The sequence below is a fragment of the Enterobacter cloacae complex sp. I3 genome, from assembly GCF_014896175.1.
In the GTDB taxonomy this organism is placed as follows: Bacteria; Pseudomonadota; Gammaproteobacteria; order Enterobacterales; family Enterobacteriaceae; genus Enterobacter; species Enterobacter bugandensis.
Genome location: NZ_JADBQZ010000020.1, coordinates 79,576 through 92,965 on the forward strand (window position 1 = coordinate 79,576; position 13,390 = coordinate 92,965).

Below are 13,390 nucleotides of genomic sequence, written 5' to 3' on the forward strand. Positions count from 1 at the left end.
ACCCCTCAGGTGAAGCGCATCTCGCGCACGTCGTCCGCCACAATGATTTTCCCTGCCGTTTTACGCACGATCTCGTCAATACTGATGCCCGGGGCGTATTCCCGCAGGATGAACGCGCCGTCCTGAATTTCCAGCAGCGCGAGATCGGTCAAGACCCGACGGATACAGCCCGCGCCCGTGAGTGGCAGCGTGCAGCGCGGCAGCAGCTTCGACTCACCGCTCTTTGAGGCGTGGGTCATCACCACGATGATGTTCTGCGCCCCGGCAACGAGATCCATCGCGCCGCCCATGCCCTTCACCATCTTTCCGGGGATCATCCACGAGGCGATGTTGCCCTCCAAGTCCACTTCAAATGCGCCCAGCACGGTCAGGTCCACGTGGCCGCCGCGGATCATGGCAAACGACTGGGCCGAGTCGAAAATGGCCGCGCCGGTCCGCGCGGTCACGGTCTGTTTACCGGCGTTGATCATGTCAGGATCAAGGGTCTGCTCGTCGGGAAAAGCCCCCATCCCCAGCAGGCCGTTTTCCGACTGCAGCATCACGTCCATCCCGTCCGGAATGTAGTTCGCCACCAGGGTAGGGATGCCGATCCCCAGGTTGACGTAATAACCGTCGCGCAGCTCGCGGGCGACGCGCATGGCCATCTGTTCACGGGTTAACATCGTCACACTCCTTGCGCGCGCAGGGTGCGCTGCTCAATGCGTTTTTCAAACTGGCCGACAATCAGCCTGTCGACGTAAATTCCCGGGGTATGAATTGCCGACGGGGGCAGTTCACCCGGCGGAACAATCTCTTCCACCTCCACCACCGTGATCCGGCCCGCCGTTGCCATCAGTGGATTAAAGTTTTGCGCGGTATGGCGATAGATGACGTTGCCGTACCAGTCCGCTTTCCACCCCTTGATCAGCGCGAAATCGCCGACGATCGCCTCCTCGAGGATGTAGTGCTTGCCCGCGAACTGGCGCACGTCCTTGCCGGTCGCCACGGGCGTGCCGTAGCCGGTGGCCGTATAAAACGCCGGAATACCGGCCCCGCCCGCGCGCACCTTTTCCGCCAGCGTGCCCTGCGGCGTAAGCTCAATTTCCAGCTCGCCACTCAGCACCTGCTGCTCAAACAGCGCGTTCTCGCCGACGTAAGAGGCCACCACTTTGCGAACCTGCCGCGTTTCGAGCAGTATCCCCAGGCCGAATCCATCCACGCCGCAGTTGTTTGACACCACGGTCAAATCTCTCACCTGACGGCGCCGGACCTCCGCAATCAGGTTCTCCGGAATGCCGCACAGGCCGAAGCCGCCCGCCAGTAAGGTCATTCCGTCCGTCAGCCCCTCCAGCGCCTGCGCATAGCTGCCGACGCGCTTATCCAGTCCTGCCATAGTCATCCCTCCCATTAACCGTGCCGGTATCATTAGGGGCGGCGACTCATTTGTTAATTTTGAATTTGTGACCCACTCATTTGGTTTTCTTATTAATTTCCTGTTAACTAATTCTTTTCAATTAGTTAACAGGATGAAAAATGAGAATGAGTGTCAAACAGTTACGCGCGTTTTTAGCGGTAGCTCACACTCTCAATTTCGCGCACGCCAGCGAACGCTTAAATCTCTCCCAGCCGGCCCTGAGCCTGACGATTAAGAGTCTGGAAGACGCGCTCGGCGGCCCGCTGCTGCAGCGGAGCACGCGCAAGGTTGCCCTCACACAGGAAGGGGAGACGTTTCTGCCGATGGCGCGGCAACTGCTTGCCGACTGGGATAATGTGGAGGAGGCGATGCACCAGTGCTTTACCCTGCAGCGCGGCAAAATCTCGGTCGCGGCGATGCCGTCATTTGCCGCCAACGTTTTACCGGAGGTGCTCAAGGCGTTTCGCGATCGCCACGCCGGGATCAACGTCACCGTGCATGACGTCATTAACGAGCAGGTGATTGAGATGGTGCGGGAAGGGCGGGTTGAGATGGGGATCGCCTTTGAGCCGGCCCCCACGCACAACCTGCTGTTTACACCGCTGGGGCTCGACAGGTTTGTCGCCATTGTGCCGAAGGACTCCGCGCTCGCGGGCAAAAAGCGGCTGGCCTGGGAAGAGCTACTGACGCTGGATTTTATTACCCTGCAGCGCCCATCGGCGGTACGTCTGATGATGGAGGAGGAGCTGGCCCGAAGCGGCAGAAAGCTGGACGTGGCGCTGGAGAGTCATCAGCTGGTGACGGTAGGTCGCATGGTCGCCAGCGGGCTGGGCGGCAGTGCCGTACCGGCGCTCTGCGAAGCGCAGATGACGGCGCTGGGCGCGGTCTGTATACCGCTGGATAATCCGCCCATTGAAAAGTGCATCGGAGCAATCCATCCGGGGCACACGCAGCTCTCTAAAGCGGCGCATGCCCTGCTGGAAACGCTGAAGGATTTTTACCAGCCCGCTCACGGGGCGAGAAATACCTGCGGTACGGGGTGATCCGGATGGCTGCCGACGCGCACCTGCGCGCCGTACCAGCGCGCCAGCGTCCCGGCCTGCAGCACGTCCTCCGGTGTGCCACTGGAGACCAGCCTGCCGTTGTGCAACAGCAGAATGCGATCCGCCCACAGCGCCGCCAGATTGAGATCGTGCAGCACCACGCACACGTGGAGATGACCCCGACGGGTCAGGGATTTCATTAGGCGCAGCAGATGCTGCTGGTGGTAGAGATCCAGCGCGGAGGTGGGCTCATCAAGAAACAGCCAGCCGCGCGGGGCTCCGTCGCACCAGAGCTGGGCCAGCGCGCGGGCGAGCTGGATCCGCTGCTGCTCGCCGCCGGAGAGCGTCGAATAACGTCTGCCCGCCAGCGGTAAACAGCCCGTTATCGCCATCACTTCCTCAACTACCGACGCTTCAGGGGAGCGAGTCCAGGGCGCGCGTCCCATACCGACCACCGCGTCCACCGGCCAGTCGAATCCGAGCTGAGTATTCTGGCGCATCACCGCCCGGTAGCGCGCGAGGGTATCCGGCGGCCAGTCCGCAAGCGGCGTTCCGGCCAGAGTGCAGCGTCCACTTGCGGGCTTGAGATAGCCGGTAAGCAGCCGCAATAACGTCGATTTCCCGGCACCGTTGGGGCCAATCAGGGCGACCAGCTCACCCTGAGAGAGGGTAAGCGACACATCGTCTATCAGCGTCCGCTGCCCGGCGTGAAAGAAAATCTTCTCTGCACAATAGCGTTCAGCCATGCGTACCTCCGCGACGAAAGATAAGCCACAGGAACCACGGCGCGCCGAGAAGGCTGGTCAATAACCCGACGGGCATCTCCGCCGGAGAGACCAGGGTGCGCGCCAGCGTGTCGGCAACCAGCAGCAGCAGCGCACCGGCCAGCACCGAGCCGGGTACGACGGCCCGGTGGTCGGCCCCCAGCCACATGCGCATCAGGTGCGGCACCACAAGGCCAATAAAGCCGATCACGCCGCTGACGGCTACCGCCGCGGCAACCAGCAGGGCGCTGCACAGCAGCAGGATCCGCTGTACCATCGCGACATCCACCCCGAGATAGTGCGCCTCTTCATCGCCCAGCTGCAGCAGGTTGAGCGGGGCGGCCAGCCGCCAGATAATCAGCACCGCGGGCACCATCAGCGACGTTACCGCCAGCAGGGTGGACCACTGCGCCTGCCCGAGGCTGCCCATTCCCCAGAGGGAAAGCTGGCGAAGCTGGGCATCATTGCTGAGCCATGAGAGCACCCCGACGGCCGCGCCGCACAGGGCGTTGATGGCGATCCCCACCAGCAGCAGGCGGGACAGGGAGCCGTGACGCTGCTGGCTGAGCAGGAAGATAATAACGGTTGCGGCCAGCGCGCCGAGGAACGCCGCTAGCATCGGGGCATACAGCATCAGCAGGGCAGGTAACGCGGCGGGAATGACCACCCACAGCGCCACCGCCAGCGCCGCGCCGCTGCTGATCCCCAGCAGACCCGGATCCGCCAGCGGGTTGCGGAACAGCCCCTGCATCACGCAGCCGGCCAGCGCCAGCGCTCCGCCAATCACCAGCGCCAGCAGTACGCGGGGCAGGCGAATGGTAAGCCAGATCTGACGCATGGCCTCATCGCTGCCGCTCCACAGCAGGCTGACCGGCAGGTGCAGTGCCCCAAACCCGGTCGCGGTGAGCGTCATGATGCTCAGGATCGCGGCCAGCATCCACAACGACAAGGCGATCCGCCGGGACATCAGGGCAGTTGCTCCGCTTTGGCGCGCAGCTGCTGGATGGCATCCGGCGTTCGCACGCTGAAGCCCAGCAGCGCCATATCATCAATCGCCAGCACCTGCCTGTTCCGTCCCGCCGGGGTTTGCGCCAGACCGGGCAGCTTCCACAGGTTTTCTTCGCCGCCCAGCGCGTTCACGCCGTCCTGCGAAATCACCACCAGATCGGGCTGGCTGGCAATGACCCCTTCCTGAGACAGCGGCTGATAGCGGGTGAATCCCTGCATCGCATTCTGCAGCCCGGCTGCACGGATGGCAGCGTCTGCGCCGGTCTGCTGCCCGGCGGCCATTGCGGTCATTCCCCCGTGGTTGAGGATAAACAGCACCCGCTTGTTGAGGGGCGCGGAGGGCAGGGCCGCCAGCGCCTGACGCAGCGTGTGGCGCAGGGCTTCCCCCTCGGCTTCACGGTGCGTAGCGTTGGCAATCACCCGAACCTTTTCGTCAATGACGCTCAGGTCGTTGCGGCCGGGAACGGTTACTACCCTGACGTGACTTTGTTCGACCTGCTTCAACGCCAGAGACGGCTGCGCCTGGTCGCTGGCCAGCACCAGCGTGGGGCGCATGGACAAAATGCCTTCGGCGTTAAGCTGGCGTAAATATCCCACGTCAGGCAGATCGTTTGCCGCCTGCGGCCACTGGCTGGTGCTGTCGCGCGCGACCAGCGAAGACTGCGCGCCAAGCGCGTAGACAATCTCCGTCACGTCGCCGCCAAGGGCGACAATTTTCTCCTGCGCGGCGGCAAACGCCACAAGAGGCAGGGCGCTCAGCAGGGCTAACCACGTTTTCATGCGGCCAGCCCTTTTGGCGTCAGGGCGTCAATCTGGCTGCGCCACTGGCTCTGCTCCGGCTCACCTTCGGTACGCTGGCCGTAAAGCTGGGCGATTTGCGTGCCGTCGGCGGCAAACAGCTCCAGGCTCGTGACGTGACCGTCAGCCGTGGGCTTGCGCGTCACCCAGCTCTCTGCGATCGTCTCCTCCAGCAGATGCAGGGTAAAGGCAGGGTTAAAGACGTTTAGCCAGCCTTTCATCGGCACGACTTTTTCCACCGCGCCGGTGAAGATCTGCACGCAGCCGCGGTTGCCGACGAAGACCATGATTTCGTTGCCGTCCCGGCGTGCCGCTTCCAGCAGCTGTGCCAGCGCGCTGTTCTCAACCTTACAGGCCAGGTCGTCGCCCACCAGGCGAAACGCCTGCTGACGGCTGAGATTGTGGCGTTTGAGCAGGCTGAAGAACTGATGCACGTCGGTCATGGCGCGCCACTCCTTGTCCACGAGAGCGGCATCCGCGTTTTCGGCGTGAGCCGGGACATCCCCAGCGCTCAGCTCAAGCGGCGGGTTATCGGCAAAGATAAAGCGGGTCAGCACGTCGCCCCATGCGGTAAGGTCGGTGTTGTCCGTGGTGTAGACCTTCAGCACCGCATCGCCCTGACGATCGAAGAACTGAATGCTCTGTCGCTCGCCGCGGGCGGTGGTTTCGCTGAGGTGAAACGCGCTCGCCCACTGGTTGAGGAACAGGCGCAGATCCAGCGCGCGCGGGTTCAGCACCAGCCCGGCGTGGCCGTTCAGGTGTTGGTTGGTGAAGCTGCCCACCTGCTCGTGAACGGCATACTCGTTGCGGCAGATGCACTTGGTTTCACCCACGGCCTCCAGCGCGCCCAGGATATCGCGGATTTCGCCGCGCAGTCGCCAGGCATCATGGCCCACGCGGGAAAAGGTCAGCTCCGCTTCGCTGATGTTCATTAACCCTGCGATGTCTCGCGCATACTTACCCGGATTTTCTTCTTTTAGCTCAAGCCAGCGTGCGTAGTGATGCATTGTCTTATCCTTCTGAAGAGTGGCCCCGAAGGGAATTACCACTGATAGCTTACGAAAATCTTGCCGTTACGACCGTCCTGCGGAATACCCTGCGGAGACCAGTACTCCTTATCGAAGGCGTTGCCGAGCACCAGCGTGGTGGTGACGCCCTTGAGCTGCTCCTGGCCCTTATAGCTGACGTAGAAATCGTTAACCGCATAGCCCGGCTGCTTGCTGTAGCTGCTGCTGACGTGGGTTGAGCGATCGGCAAAGGTGCCGATCCAGCCCACGGAGAAACCGCTTTGCGCCACCGGAACGTCCAGCTTGCTGGTGACGGTGTCCGGGTTGATGCTGGAGATGTACTCCCCGGTATCGGTATCTTTCCCGCGGGTGCGGTTATAGGCCACGTCGAGGTTAAACAGATCGGCCGAGTATTTTGCCATCACGTCCCAGCCCCAGATTTTGGCGTCGGGTACGTTGTACGACATGGTGGTCGCGGCGGCAAAATCGACGGTTGTGGAGATATAGTCTTTGGCTTTGGTATCGAAATAGCTGGCTTTAAACTCCAGCGCATCGTTGGCGAGCATCAGATCGTCAAAGCGCAGGCCAAAACCAAACTCCTGCGTTTCGTTGGTTTCCGGGCGCAGGTTCGGGTTCGGCACCCAGTAGTTGGTGTAGAAGCGGCCAATGGAGAAGTGTTTGGCGTCGTTGTACATTTCGCCCATGGTCGGCGCGCGGAACGCCTGCGCGTAAGAGCCAAACAGCATCAGCCAGTCGGTCGGGCTGACGGTCAACCCGGCGCGGGAGGACCATTTATCGGCGTTGACGTCATCGTAGCCATTGCTGCTGCCGCGGTAGTTGTCATACCGCGTGCCACCCAGAAGGGTGACGGGCAGATCGCGCAGGGTGATTTCATCCTGCAGCCAGCCGGAGCTGAAGTCGATTTTCGCCTCCGGGAAGCCGGTCGTGGACCCGCCCGGACGCTGCTCCTGACGATAATATTCTCCGCCGTAGGTCAGCAGGTGAGAGGCAAAAGAGTCGCTGAACAGGCGGGTACGGTTTTCCACCTTGCCGCCTTTGGTGGTCTGCTTGCGGAACTCGCCGGTGCTGTCGATGTTCTGGGCATTAATGCGCGCTTCGGACCAGTAAACCTTCGCATCGGCGTTCAGCCAGTCGTATCCTTCCGGCGCAATGTGGTAGCCAACCTGCGCATCGCGCTGGATGGTGGAGCGGTCAGTCATCGGGTTGCTGCTATTGGCATCAGAGGTTTGCGGGTTTTTCGGCTCCTGCGCGGCGTTGTTGTAATAGCGCAGGGCGCCGCTCAGGGTCTGGGCCTGGTCGATTTTCCAGCTGCCTTTCGCCAGCATGTTATTGATGGATTCGTCGTTCGGCGCCGTCGCACCGTCGCTCTGTCGGATATCGCCGCGGTCGCGGCTGGACCACGATACCAGGCCGTCCAGGGTATCGGTACGGCCATAGGCGCTGGCCCCCAGGCCGAGGCTGTGGTCCCCCGTTGCGCCGGTACCAAACACGCGATAACCGCTGTTTTTGCCCGGTTCCAGCAGATCTTTGGCGTCAACGGTGTCATAGGAGATTACGCCACCCAGCGCGCCGCTGCCGTAGAGCAGCGCAGACGGACCGCGCACCACTTCAATACGTTTAATCAGCGCCGGATCGAGGAACGTGCTGTTGAGGTGCCCGGTGTCGGTACCATGGCGCACGCCGTCGACCAGCACCAGAACGCCGCGGCGGTCGTAGCCGCGCAGGTTAACGTCCTGACCGTTGGTGCGGCCGGTGCCGTCCAGCGTCAGACCGGGCACGTTGCGCAGCAGGTCGGCGGCAGAGCTGGCGGTCTGTTTTTCCGGGGCGGTGGCGTCAACCACGCTCACCATCATCGGGGCTTCGAAGGCGCTACGGGCGTTGCCTGTGGCGGTGACGGTTATTTCATCTGCGGCAGCAAACGCGGCGCCCGGCAGGGTGCTGACAATCGCCAGCGCCAGAAGGGACGGGCGTAAACGTGCGGTATGCAGGTGTAGCATAGCAACTCTCCATAAAGTATCGAAAGCGCTGGCTGCCTGGGGATCACCTGGGTGGCTGGCGAAAGTTTTGGTTTATTTTGTGAGGATCAATTTTCCGGCATTCGTCTGGCGCAGCAGATACTGCTGGCCGTCATGCTCAATAATCACTCGGCCTTCCTCACCCAACAGGCTTTTGCTGTCGATGCGGCGATCGGTGGAAGCAGGGGATGGCGCTGTGTGTGTTTTTACTGGCGTTGCCGCGCTGTTATCGGTCGGTGACATAATGTTTATAAATAACAATCAATGTAACAATGATAATCATTATCAATAAACTGCAAATTCACGGCAAGCGTTTTTGTGAAAATTGTGTGACGGGATCAAATTCAGGAGGAGGAAATGCGGCCTGATGCCCTCACCCCAACCCTCTCCCACGGGGAGAGGAAGAAGGGCGCGAACCGTATGTCGGGTAAGCGCAGCGCCACCCGACAATAACATCAGAAGCGAGAATCAACCGCCGCTGCCAGCTTCTCCAGCAGCAGCTCGCTGTCTTCCCAGCTCAGGCACGGGTCGGTGATCGACTGACCGTATACCATCTGCTGGCCGGCAACGATTTTCTGCGTGCCTTCTTTGATAAAGCTTTCGGCCATGATCCCGGCAACGGCGGTCGAGCCGCTGCGGATCTGCTGACAGACCTCATCGCAGACGTCAAGCTGGCGGCGATGCTGCTTCTGGCAGTTGCCGTGGCTGAAATCTACCACCAGATGTTCCGGCAGGTCGAATTCGGCCAGCGTTTCACAGGCGGCAGCGATGTCTTGTGCATGGTAATTAGGCTTCTTCCCGCCGCGCATAATGATATGCCCATACGGGTTACCGCTGGTCTGGTAGATGGTCATATGGCCGTTCTTGTCCGGCGACAGGAACATATGGCTGGCACGCGAGGCGCGGATCGCATCGACCGCAATCCGGGTGTTGCCGTCGGTCCCGTTTTTGAAGCCGACCGGACAGGAGAGGGCTGAGGCCATCTCGCGGTGGATTTGGCTTTCGGTAGTGCGCGCGCCAATCGCGCCCCAGCTGATCAGATCGGCGATAAACTGCCCGGTCACCATGTCGAGAAACTCGGTGGCCGTCGGCACGCCCAGCTCGTTGACCTGCAACAGCAGCTTGCGCGCCAGCTCAATGCCGTGGTTTACGCGATAGCTGCCGTTAAGGTCAGGGTCGGAAATCAGCCCCTTCCAGCCCACCACGGTACGCGGTTTTTCAAAGTAGGTGCGCATCACAATCTCCAGGCGATGCTGGTATTTTTCCCGCAGCCCCTGAAGCCGTTTTGCATAATCCATCGCGGCATCCAGATCGTGGATGGAGCAGGGCCCAATCACCACCAGAAGACGCTTGTCTTCACCATTGAGGATTTTTTCAATGCGGCGGCGGGAGGCCGTCACATGTTCCGCGACCGCGGCGGAAACGGGGTGCCGCTCGGCCAGTTCAGCCGGGGTGACCAGGCTGTCTATGCGCGCCGTGCGGAGTTCATCGGTTTTATTCATGACTTGTCTCAGAAAATTTTTGCTTCATCGGCAGACTACCGGGAAGTGATGGGCATCACATTAAACCAATCCCTGCTGATTTCAAGTTCGGGGCGACACCGCCCCGCTGTTGAAAAGGATGATACATGAATCTGAGCTAATGTACTAGCTTATTAGTACATGCGGCGGTTAAGCCCCATGATGTCGAGAATTTTGGTGGCGATCTCTTCTACCGAATAGTTCGTGCTGTTCAGCCACGGGATCTGGTTTTTGCGGTACAGCGCTTCCACTTCGGAAACCTCCATGCGGCACTGACGCATCGAGGCGTAGCGGCTGTTCTCGCGGCGCTCTTCGCGGATCGCCGCGAGACGTTCCGGGTTAATCGTCAGGCCGAACAGCTTGTGCTGCAGCGGCTTGAGCGCAGCGGGCAGCACAAGGTTATCCATATCGTCGGCAATAAAGGGGTAGTTTGCGGCGCGGATGCCGAACTGCATCGCCAGATAGAGGCTGGTCGGCGTTTTGCCGCAGCGCGACACGCCGAGCAAAATCACCTGCGCCTGGTCGAGGTTGCGCAGCGAGATCCCATCGTCGTGCGCCAGGGTGTAGTCGATGGCGGCAATACGCGCGTCATATTTGGTCAGGTTGCCGGGGTTCAGCCCGTGGGTGCGGTGCGCGATAGGCGTCGGGTCAAGCTTAAGCTCGCTCTGGAGCGGGGCCACCAGCGCCTGCACGATATCCTGGCAAAAGCCTTCACTTTGCAAAATGATGTGGCGAATCTCAGGAATAACGATGGAGTAGAACACCAGCGGGCGCACGCCGGTCTGCTGGAAGATGGCGTCAATCTGGTCCTTCACCGCTTTGGCACGGCTCTCATTTTCCACAAACGGCAGCGTGATGCTGTTAATCGAAACGGGGAATTGCGACATCACCGCGTGGCCCAGCACCTCGGCGGTGATCGCCGTACCATCAGAAATATAAAAAACGTGACGATCGACAGCATTATCCATTTTACCCACCCTGAATATCATACCTAATTGTCTGAAAGCATAAATTAAAAAAGTTAATTGCACAGCAAAGAAGTTATCTGAATTTAAAATGAAATGATGTTTTTGATTTTCCTGAAAAGCGGATTTCATTTTTCAAATAGCGACTTTATTTTTGTGGTTTCTGGCTGAATATAGAGGAATCATCAGCTTATTGGCTGGTGGGAAACTATCCGAAAAGTTGAAAATTTAAATTGCTTACACGATTCACCGTTTTTTTAGCGCAAATAATTATGCCAGTATAAATACGTAGTCAGGTGTTACTTACTCCGATCAAATATCACAAAAGGATTGTTTCGATGTCCAACAATGGCTCGTCACCGCTGGTGCTTTGGTATAACCAACTCGGCATGAATGATGTAGACAGAGTTGGGGGCAAAAATGCCTCCCTGGGTGAAATGATTACAAATCTGTCCGGTATGGGTGTCTCCGTACCAAACGGGTTTGCCACGACCGCCGACGCGTTTAACCTGTTTTTAGACCAGAGCGGTGTAAACCAGCGCATTTACGACCTGCTGGATAAAACGGATATTGATGACGTCACCGAGCTTGCCAAAGCCGGGGCGCAGATCCGCCAGTGGATCATCGACACACCTTTCCAGCCGGAACTGGAAAAAGCTATCCATGACGCGTACAACCAGCTCTCCGCTGACGACGCGCAGGCCTCCTTTGCCGTACGTTCTTCCGCGACCGCAGAAGACATGCCGGACGCGTCGTTTGCCGGACAGCAGGAAACCTTCCTGAACGTTCAGGGCTACGATGCGGTGCTGGTGGCGGTGAAGCACGTATTTGCTTCCCTGTTCAACGACCGCGCCATCTCCTATCGCGTGCACCAGGGCTATGACCATCGCGGCGTGGCGCTCTCCGCGGGCGTGCAGCGCATGGTGCGCTCGGACGTGGGTTCCTCCGGCGTGATGTTCTCCATTGATACCGAATCCGGCTTCGACCAGGTGGTGTTCATCACCTCCGCGTGGGGCCTGGGTGAGATGGTCGTGCAGGGCGCGGTGAACCCTGACGAATTCTACGTACACAAGCCTACGCTTGCCGCGGGCCGTCCGGCGGTGGTGCGCCGCACCATGGGCTCGAAAAAAATCCGCATGATTTATGCCCCAACCCAGGAGCATGGCAAGCAGGTTAAGATTGAAGATGTGCCGCAGGAGCAGCGCGACCGCTTCTCCCTGACCGACGCCGAAGTGCAGGAGCTGGCGAAGCAGGCGGTGCAGATTGAGAAACACTATGGCCGTCCGATGGATATCGAATGGGCGAAAGACGGGAACACCGGCAAGCTGTTTATCGTTCAGGCGCGCCCGGAAACCGTTCGCTCTCGCGGCCAGGTGATGGAGCGTTATACGCTGCACGCGCAGGGTAAAATCGTGGCGGAAGGCCGCGCCATCGGTCACCGCATCGGTGCCGGTCCGGTCAAAGTGATCCACGACATCAGCGAGATGAACCGTATTGAGCCAGGCGACGTGCTGGTGACCGACATGACCGACCCGGACTGGGAACCGATCATGAAGAAAGCGTCTGCCATCGTCACCAACCGCGGCGGCCGTACCTGCCACGCGGCGATCATTGCCCGCGAGCTGGGGATCCCGGCGGTTGTCGGCTGCGGTGACGCCACCGAGCGCATGAAGGACGGGCAGAACGTGACCGTCTCCTGTGCCGAAGGCGACACCGGCTACGTCTACGCCGATATCCTTGACTTCAGCGTGAAGAGCTCCAGCGTGGATACCATGCCGGATCTGCCGCTGAAGATCATGATGAACGTCGGTAACCCGGACCGCGCGTTTGACTTCGCCTGCCTGCCGAACGAAGGCGTTGGCCTGGCGCGTCTGGAATTCATCATTAACCGCATGATCGGCGTTCACCCGCGCGCGCTGCTGGAGTTTGACGACCAGGACGCGAAGCTGCAGAACGAAATCCGCGAGATGATGAAAGGCTACGACTCGCCGAAAGAGTTCTACGTCGGCCGTCTGACCGAAGGGATCGCCACGCTGGGCGCAGCGTTTTACCCGAAACGCGTGATCGTGCGTCTGTCTGACTTTAAGTCTAACGAATACGCTAACCTTGTGGGCGGCGAGCGCTACGAGCCGGAAGAAGAGAACCCGATGCTGGGCTTCCGCGGGGCCGGACGCTACGTGTCCGACAGCTTCCGCGACTGCTTCGCGCTGGAGTGCGAGGCGGTGAAACGCGTGCGCAACGACATGGGGCTGACCAACGTCGAAATCATGATCCCGTTCGTGCGTACCGTGGATCAGGCGAAAGCGGTGGTGGACGAGCTGGCGCGTCAGGGCCTGAAGCGCGGCGAAAACGGGCTGAAGATCATCATGATGTGTGAGATCCCGTCCAACGCCCTGCTGGCCGAGCAGTTCCTGGAGCACTTCGACGGCTTCTCAATCGGCTCGAACGACATGACTCAGCTGACGCTGGGCCTGGACCGCGACTCCGGCGTGGTTTCCGAGTTGTTCGACGAGCGTAACGAGGCGGTGAAAGCGCTGCTTTCCATGTCCATCCGCGCGGCGAAGAAGCAGGGTAAATACGTCGGGATTTGCGGTCAGGGTCCATCCGACCATGAAGACTTTGCCGCCTGGCTGATGGAAGAGGGGATTGACAGCCTCTCCCTGAACCCGGACACGGTAGTGCAAACCTGGCTGAGCCTGGCGGAACTGAACAAGTAACGGCAACACGATCGCAAAAAGGCGAGGATTTTATTCCTCGCCTTTTTTATTTCACCTCTAATTTGCTCCCCATCACAAATAATCTAAAAAACCAAATATCATAATTTGTCTGTTAATTAAGACAATTGTTAGTGCGCAA

Annotated in this window: 12 protein-coding genes; 2 read left to right on the forward strand and 10 right to left on the reverse strand. The window is 59.9% G+C overall.

Translation table 11 applies throughout. From position 1 onward, the window contains the following. Positions 1-5: 5 nt before the first annotated feature. Positions 6-662 carry a CoA transferase subunit B gene (locus IM271_RS16505; RefSeq protein ID WP_193052881.1) on the reverse strand — a complete coding sequence of 219 codons (657 nt, stop codon included), beginning with the start codon at positions 660-662 and terminating at the stop codon, positions 6-8. A gap of 2 nt (positions 663-664) precedes the next feature. After that, positions 665-1,372, reverse strand: a complete 708-nt coding sequence (locus IM271_RS16510) for a CoA transferase subunit A (protein WP_049000745.1) — start codon at positions 1,370-1,372, stop codon at positions 665-667. A gap of 140 nt (positions 1,373-1,512) precedes the next feature. Here IM271_RS16510 and IM271_RS16515 point away from each other — a divergent pair, with 140 nt between their 5' ends. Continuing rightward, positions 1,513-2,436 (forward strand): LysR family transcriptional regulator, encoded by a 924-nt coding sequence (locus tag IM271_RS16515; RefSeq protein ID WP_032644866.1) that lies wholly within the window; start codon positions 1,513-1,515, stop codon positions 2,434-2,436. Here IM271_RS16515 and IM271_RS16520 read toward each other — a convergent pair. The 8 genes from IM271_RS16520 to IM271_RS16555 all read right to left on the reverse strand — a co-directional run bounded on the left by IM271_RS16520 (position 2,403) and on the right by IM271_RS16555 (position 10,537). Then, entirely contained in the window at positions 2,403-3,182 is a 780-nt protein-coding gene (locus IM271_RS16520; protein WP_193052882.1) for a heme ABC transporter ATP-binding protein, read from the reverse strand. The two genes, IM271_RS16515 and IM271_RS16520, sit on opposite strands and share 34 nt — an antisense overlap. Further along, positions 3,175-4,167, reverse strand: coding sequence for an iron ABC transporter permease (locus tag IM271_RS16525; protein WP_045261574.1), 993 nt, complete (start codon positions 4,165-4,167; stop codon positions 3,175-3,177). Before IM271_RS16525 ends, IM271_RS16520 begins: the two co-directional genes overlap by 8 nt. Beyond that, on the reverse strand, positions 4,167-4,988 hold the full coding sequence (locus tag IM271_RS16530) for a hemin ABC transporter substrate-binding protein (protein WP_028012830.1): 822 nt from the start codon (positions 4,986-4,988) through the stop codon (positions 4,167-4,169). The genes IM271_RS16525 and IM271_RS16530 overlap by 1 nt, the downstream gene beginning before the upstream one ends. Then, a complete protein-coding gene (locus tag IM271_RS16535; protein ID WP_193052883.1) occupies positions 4,985-6,013 on the reverse strand; it encodes a hemin-degrading factor in 1,029 nt (342 codons plus the stop codon). The genes IM271_RS16530 and IM271_RS16535 overlap by 4 nt, the downstream gene beginning before the upstream one ends. Positions 6,014-6,048: 35 nt before the next feature. Then, complete coding sequence (locus IM271_RS16540) at positions 6,049-8,031, reverse strand: TonB-dependent hemoglobin/transferrin/lactoferrin family receptor (RefSeq protein ID WP_193052884.1); 1,983 nt, start codon at positions 8,029-8,031, stop codon at positions 6,049-6,051. Positions 8,032-8,103: 72 nt separating this feature from the next. Then, positions 8,104-8,292: a hemin uptake protein HemP gene (gene hemP / locus IM271_RS16545; protein WP_028012833.1), complete on the reverse strand. Its 189-nt coding sequence runs from the start codon at positions 8,290-8,292 to the stop codon at positions 8,104-8,106. A gap of 212 nt (positions 8,293-8,504) precedes the next feature. Next, positions 8,505-9,551: a 3-deoxy-7-phosphoheptulonate synthase AroH gene (aroH, locus tag IM271_RS16550; protein WP_028012834.1), complete on the reverse strand. Its 1,047-nt coding sequence runs from the start codon at positions 9,549-9,551 to the stop codon at positions 8,505-8,507. 152 nt (positions 9,552-9,703) lie between these two features. Then, positions 9,704-10,537 carry a pyruvate, water dikinase regulatory protein gene (locus IM271_RS16555; protein WP_028012835.1) on the reverse strand — a complete coding sequence of 278 codons (834 nt, stop codon included), beginning with the start codon at positions 10,535-10,537 and terminating at the stop codon, positions 9,704-9,706. 335 nt (positions 10,538-10,872) lie between these two features. Here IM271_RS16555 and ppsA point away from each other — a divergent pair, with 335 nt between their 5' ends. Continuing rightward, positions 10,873-13,251, forward strand: a complete 2,379-nt coding sequence (gene ppsA, locus IM271_RS16560; protein ID WP_028012836.1) for a phosphoenolpyruvate synthase — start codon at positions 10,873-10,875, stop codon at positions 13,249-13,251. Positions 13,252-13,390 lie beyond the last annotated feature (139 nt).

What these genes read in the sequence shown, in the direction of transcription:
- IM271_RS16515 (WP_032644866.1), top strand. Translation starts at nt 1,513, where the DNA reads ATGAGAATGAGTGTCAAACAGTTACGCGCGTTTTTAGCGGTAGCTCAC.
- IM271_RS16535 (WP_193052883.1), bottom strand. Translation starts at nt 6,013, where the DNA reads ATGCATCACTACGCACGCTGGCTTGAGCTAAAAGAAGAAAATCCGGGT.
- IM271_RS16530 (WP_028012830.1), bottom strand. Translation starts at nt 4,988, where the DNA reads ATGAAAACGTGGTTAGCCCTGCTGAGCGCCCTGCCTCTTGTGGCGTTT.
- IM271_RS16525 (WP_045261574.1), bottom strand. Translation starts at nt 4,167, where the DNA reads ATGTCCCGGCGGATCGCCTTGTCGTTGTGGATGCTGGCCGCGATCCTG.
- IM271_RS16540 (WP_193052884.1), bottom strand. Translation starts at nt 8,031, where the DNA reads ATGCTACACCTGCATACCGCACGTTTACGCCCGTCCCTTCTGGCGCTG.
- ppsA (WP_028012836.1), top strand. Translation starts at nt 10,873, where the DNA reads ATGTCCAACAATGGCTCGTCACCGCTGGTGCTTTGGTATAACCAACTC.
- aroH (WP_028012834.1), bottom strand. Translation starts at nt 9,551, where the DNA reads ATGAATAAAACCGATGAACTCCGCACGGCGCGCATAGACAGCCTGGTC.
- IM271_RS16520 (WP_193052882.1), bottom strand. Translation starts at nt 3,182, where the DNA reads ATGGCTGAACGCTATTGTGCAGAGAAGATTTTCTTTCACGCCGGGCAG.
- IM271_RS16555 (WP_028012835.1), bottom strand. Translation starts at nt 10,537, where the DNA reads ATGGATAATGCTGTCGATCGTCACGTTTTTTATATTTCTGATGGTACG.
- IM271_RS16510 (WP_049000745.1), bottom strand. Translation starts at nt 1,372, where the DNA reads ATGGCAGGACTGGATAAGCGCGTCGGCAGCTATGCGCAGGCGCTGGAG.
- IM271_RS16505 (WP_193052881.1), bottom strand. Translation starts at nt 662, where the DNA reads ATGTTAACCCGTGAACAGATGGCCATGCGCGTCGCCCGCGAGCTGCGC.
- hemP (WP_028012833.1), bottom strand. Translation starts at nt 8,292, where the DNA reads ATGTCACCGACCGATAACAGCGCGGCAACGCCAGTAAAAACACACACA.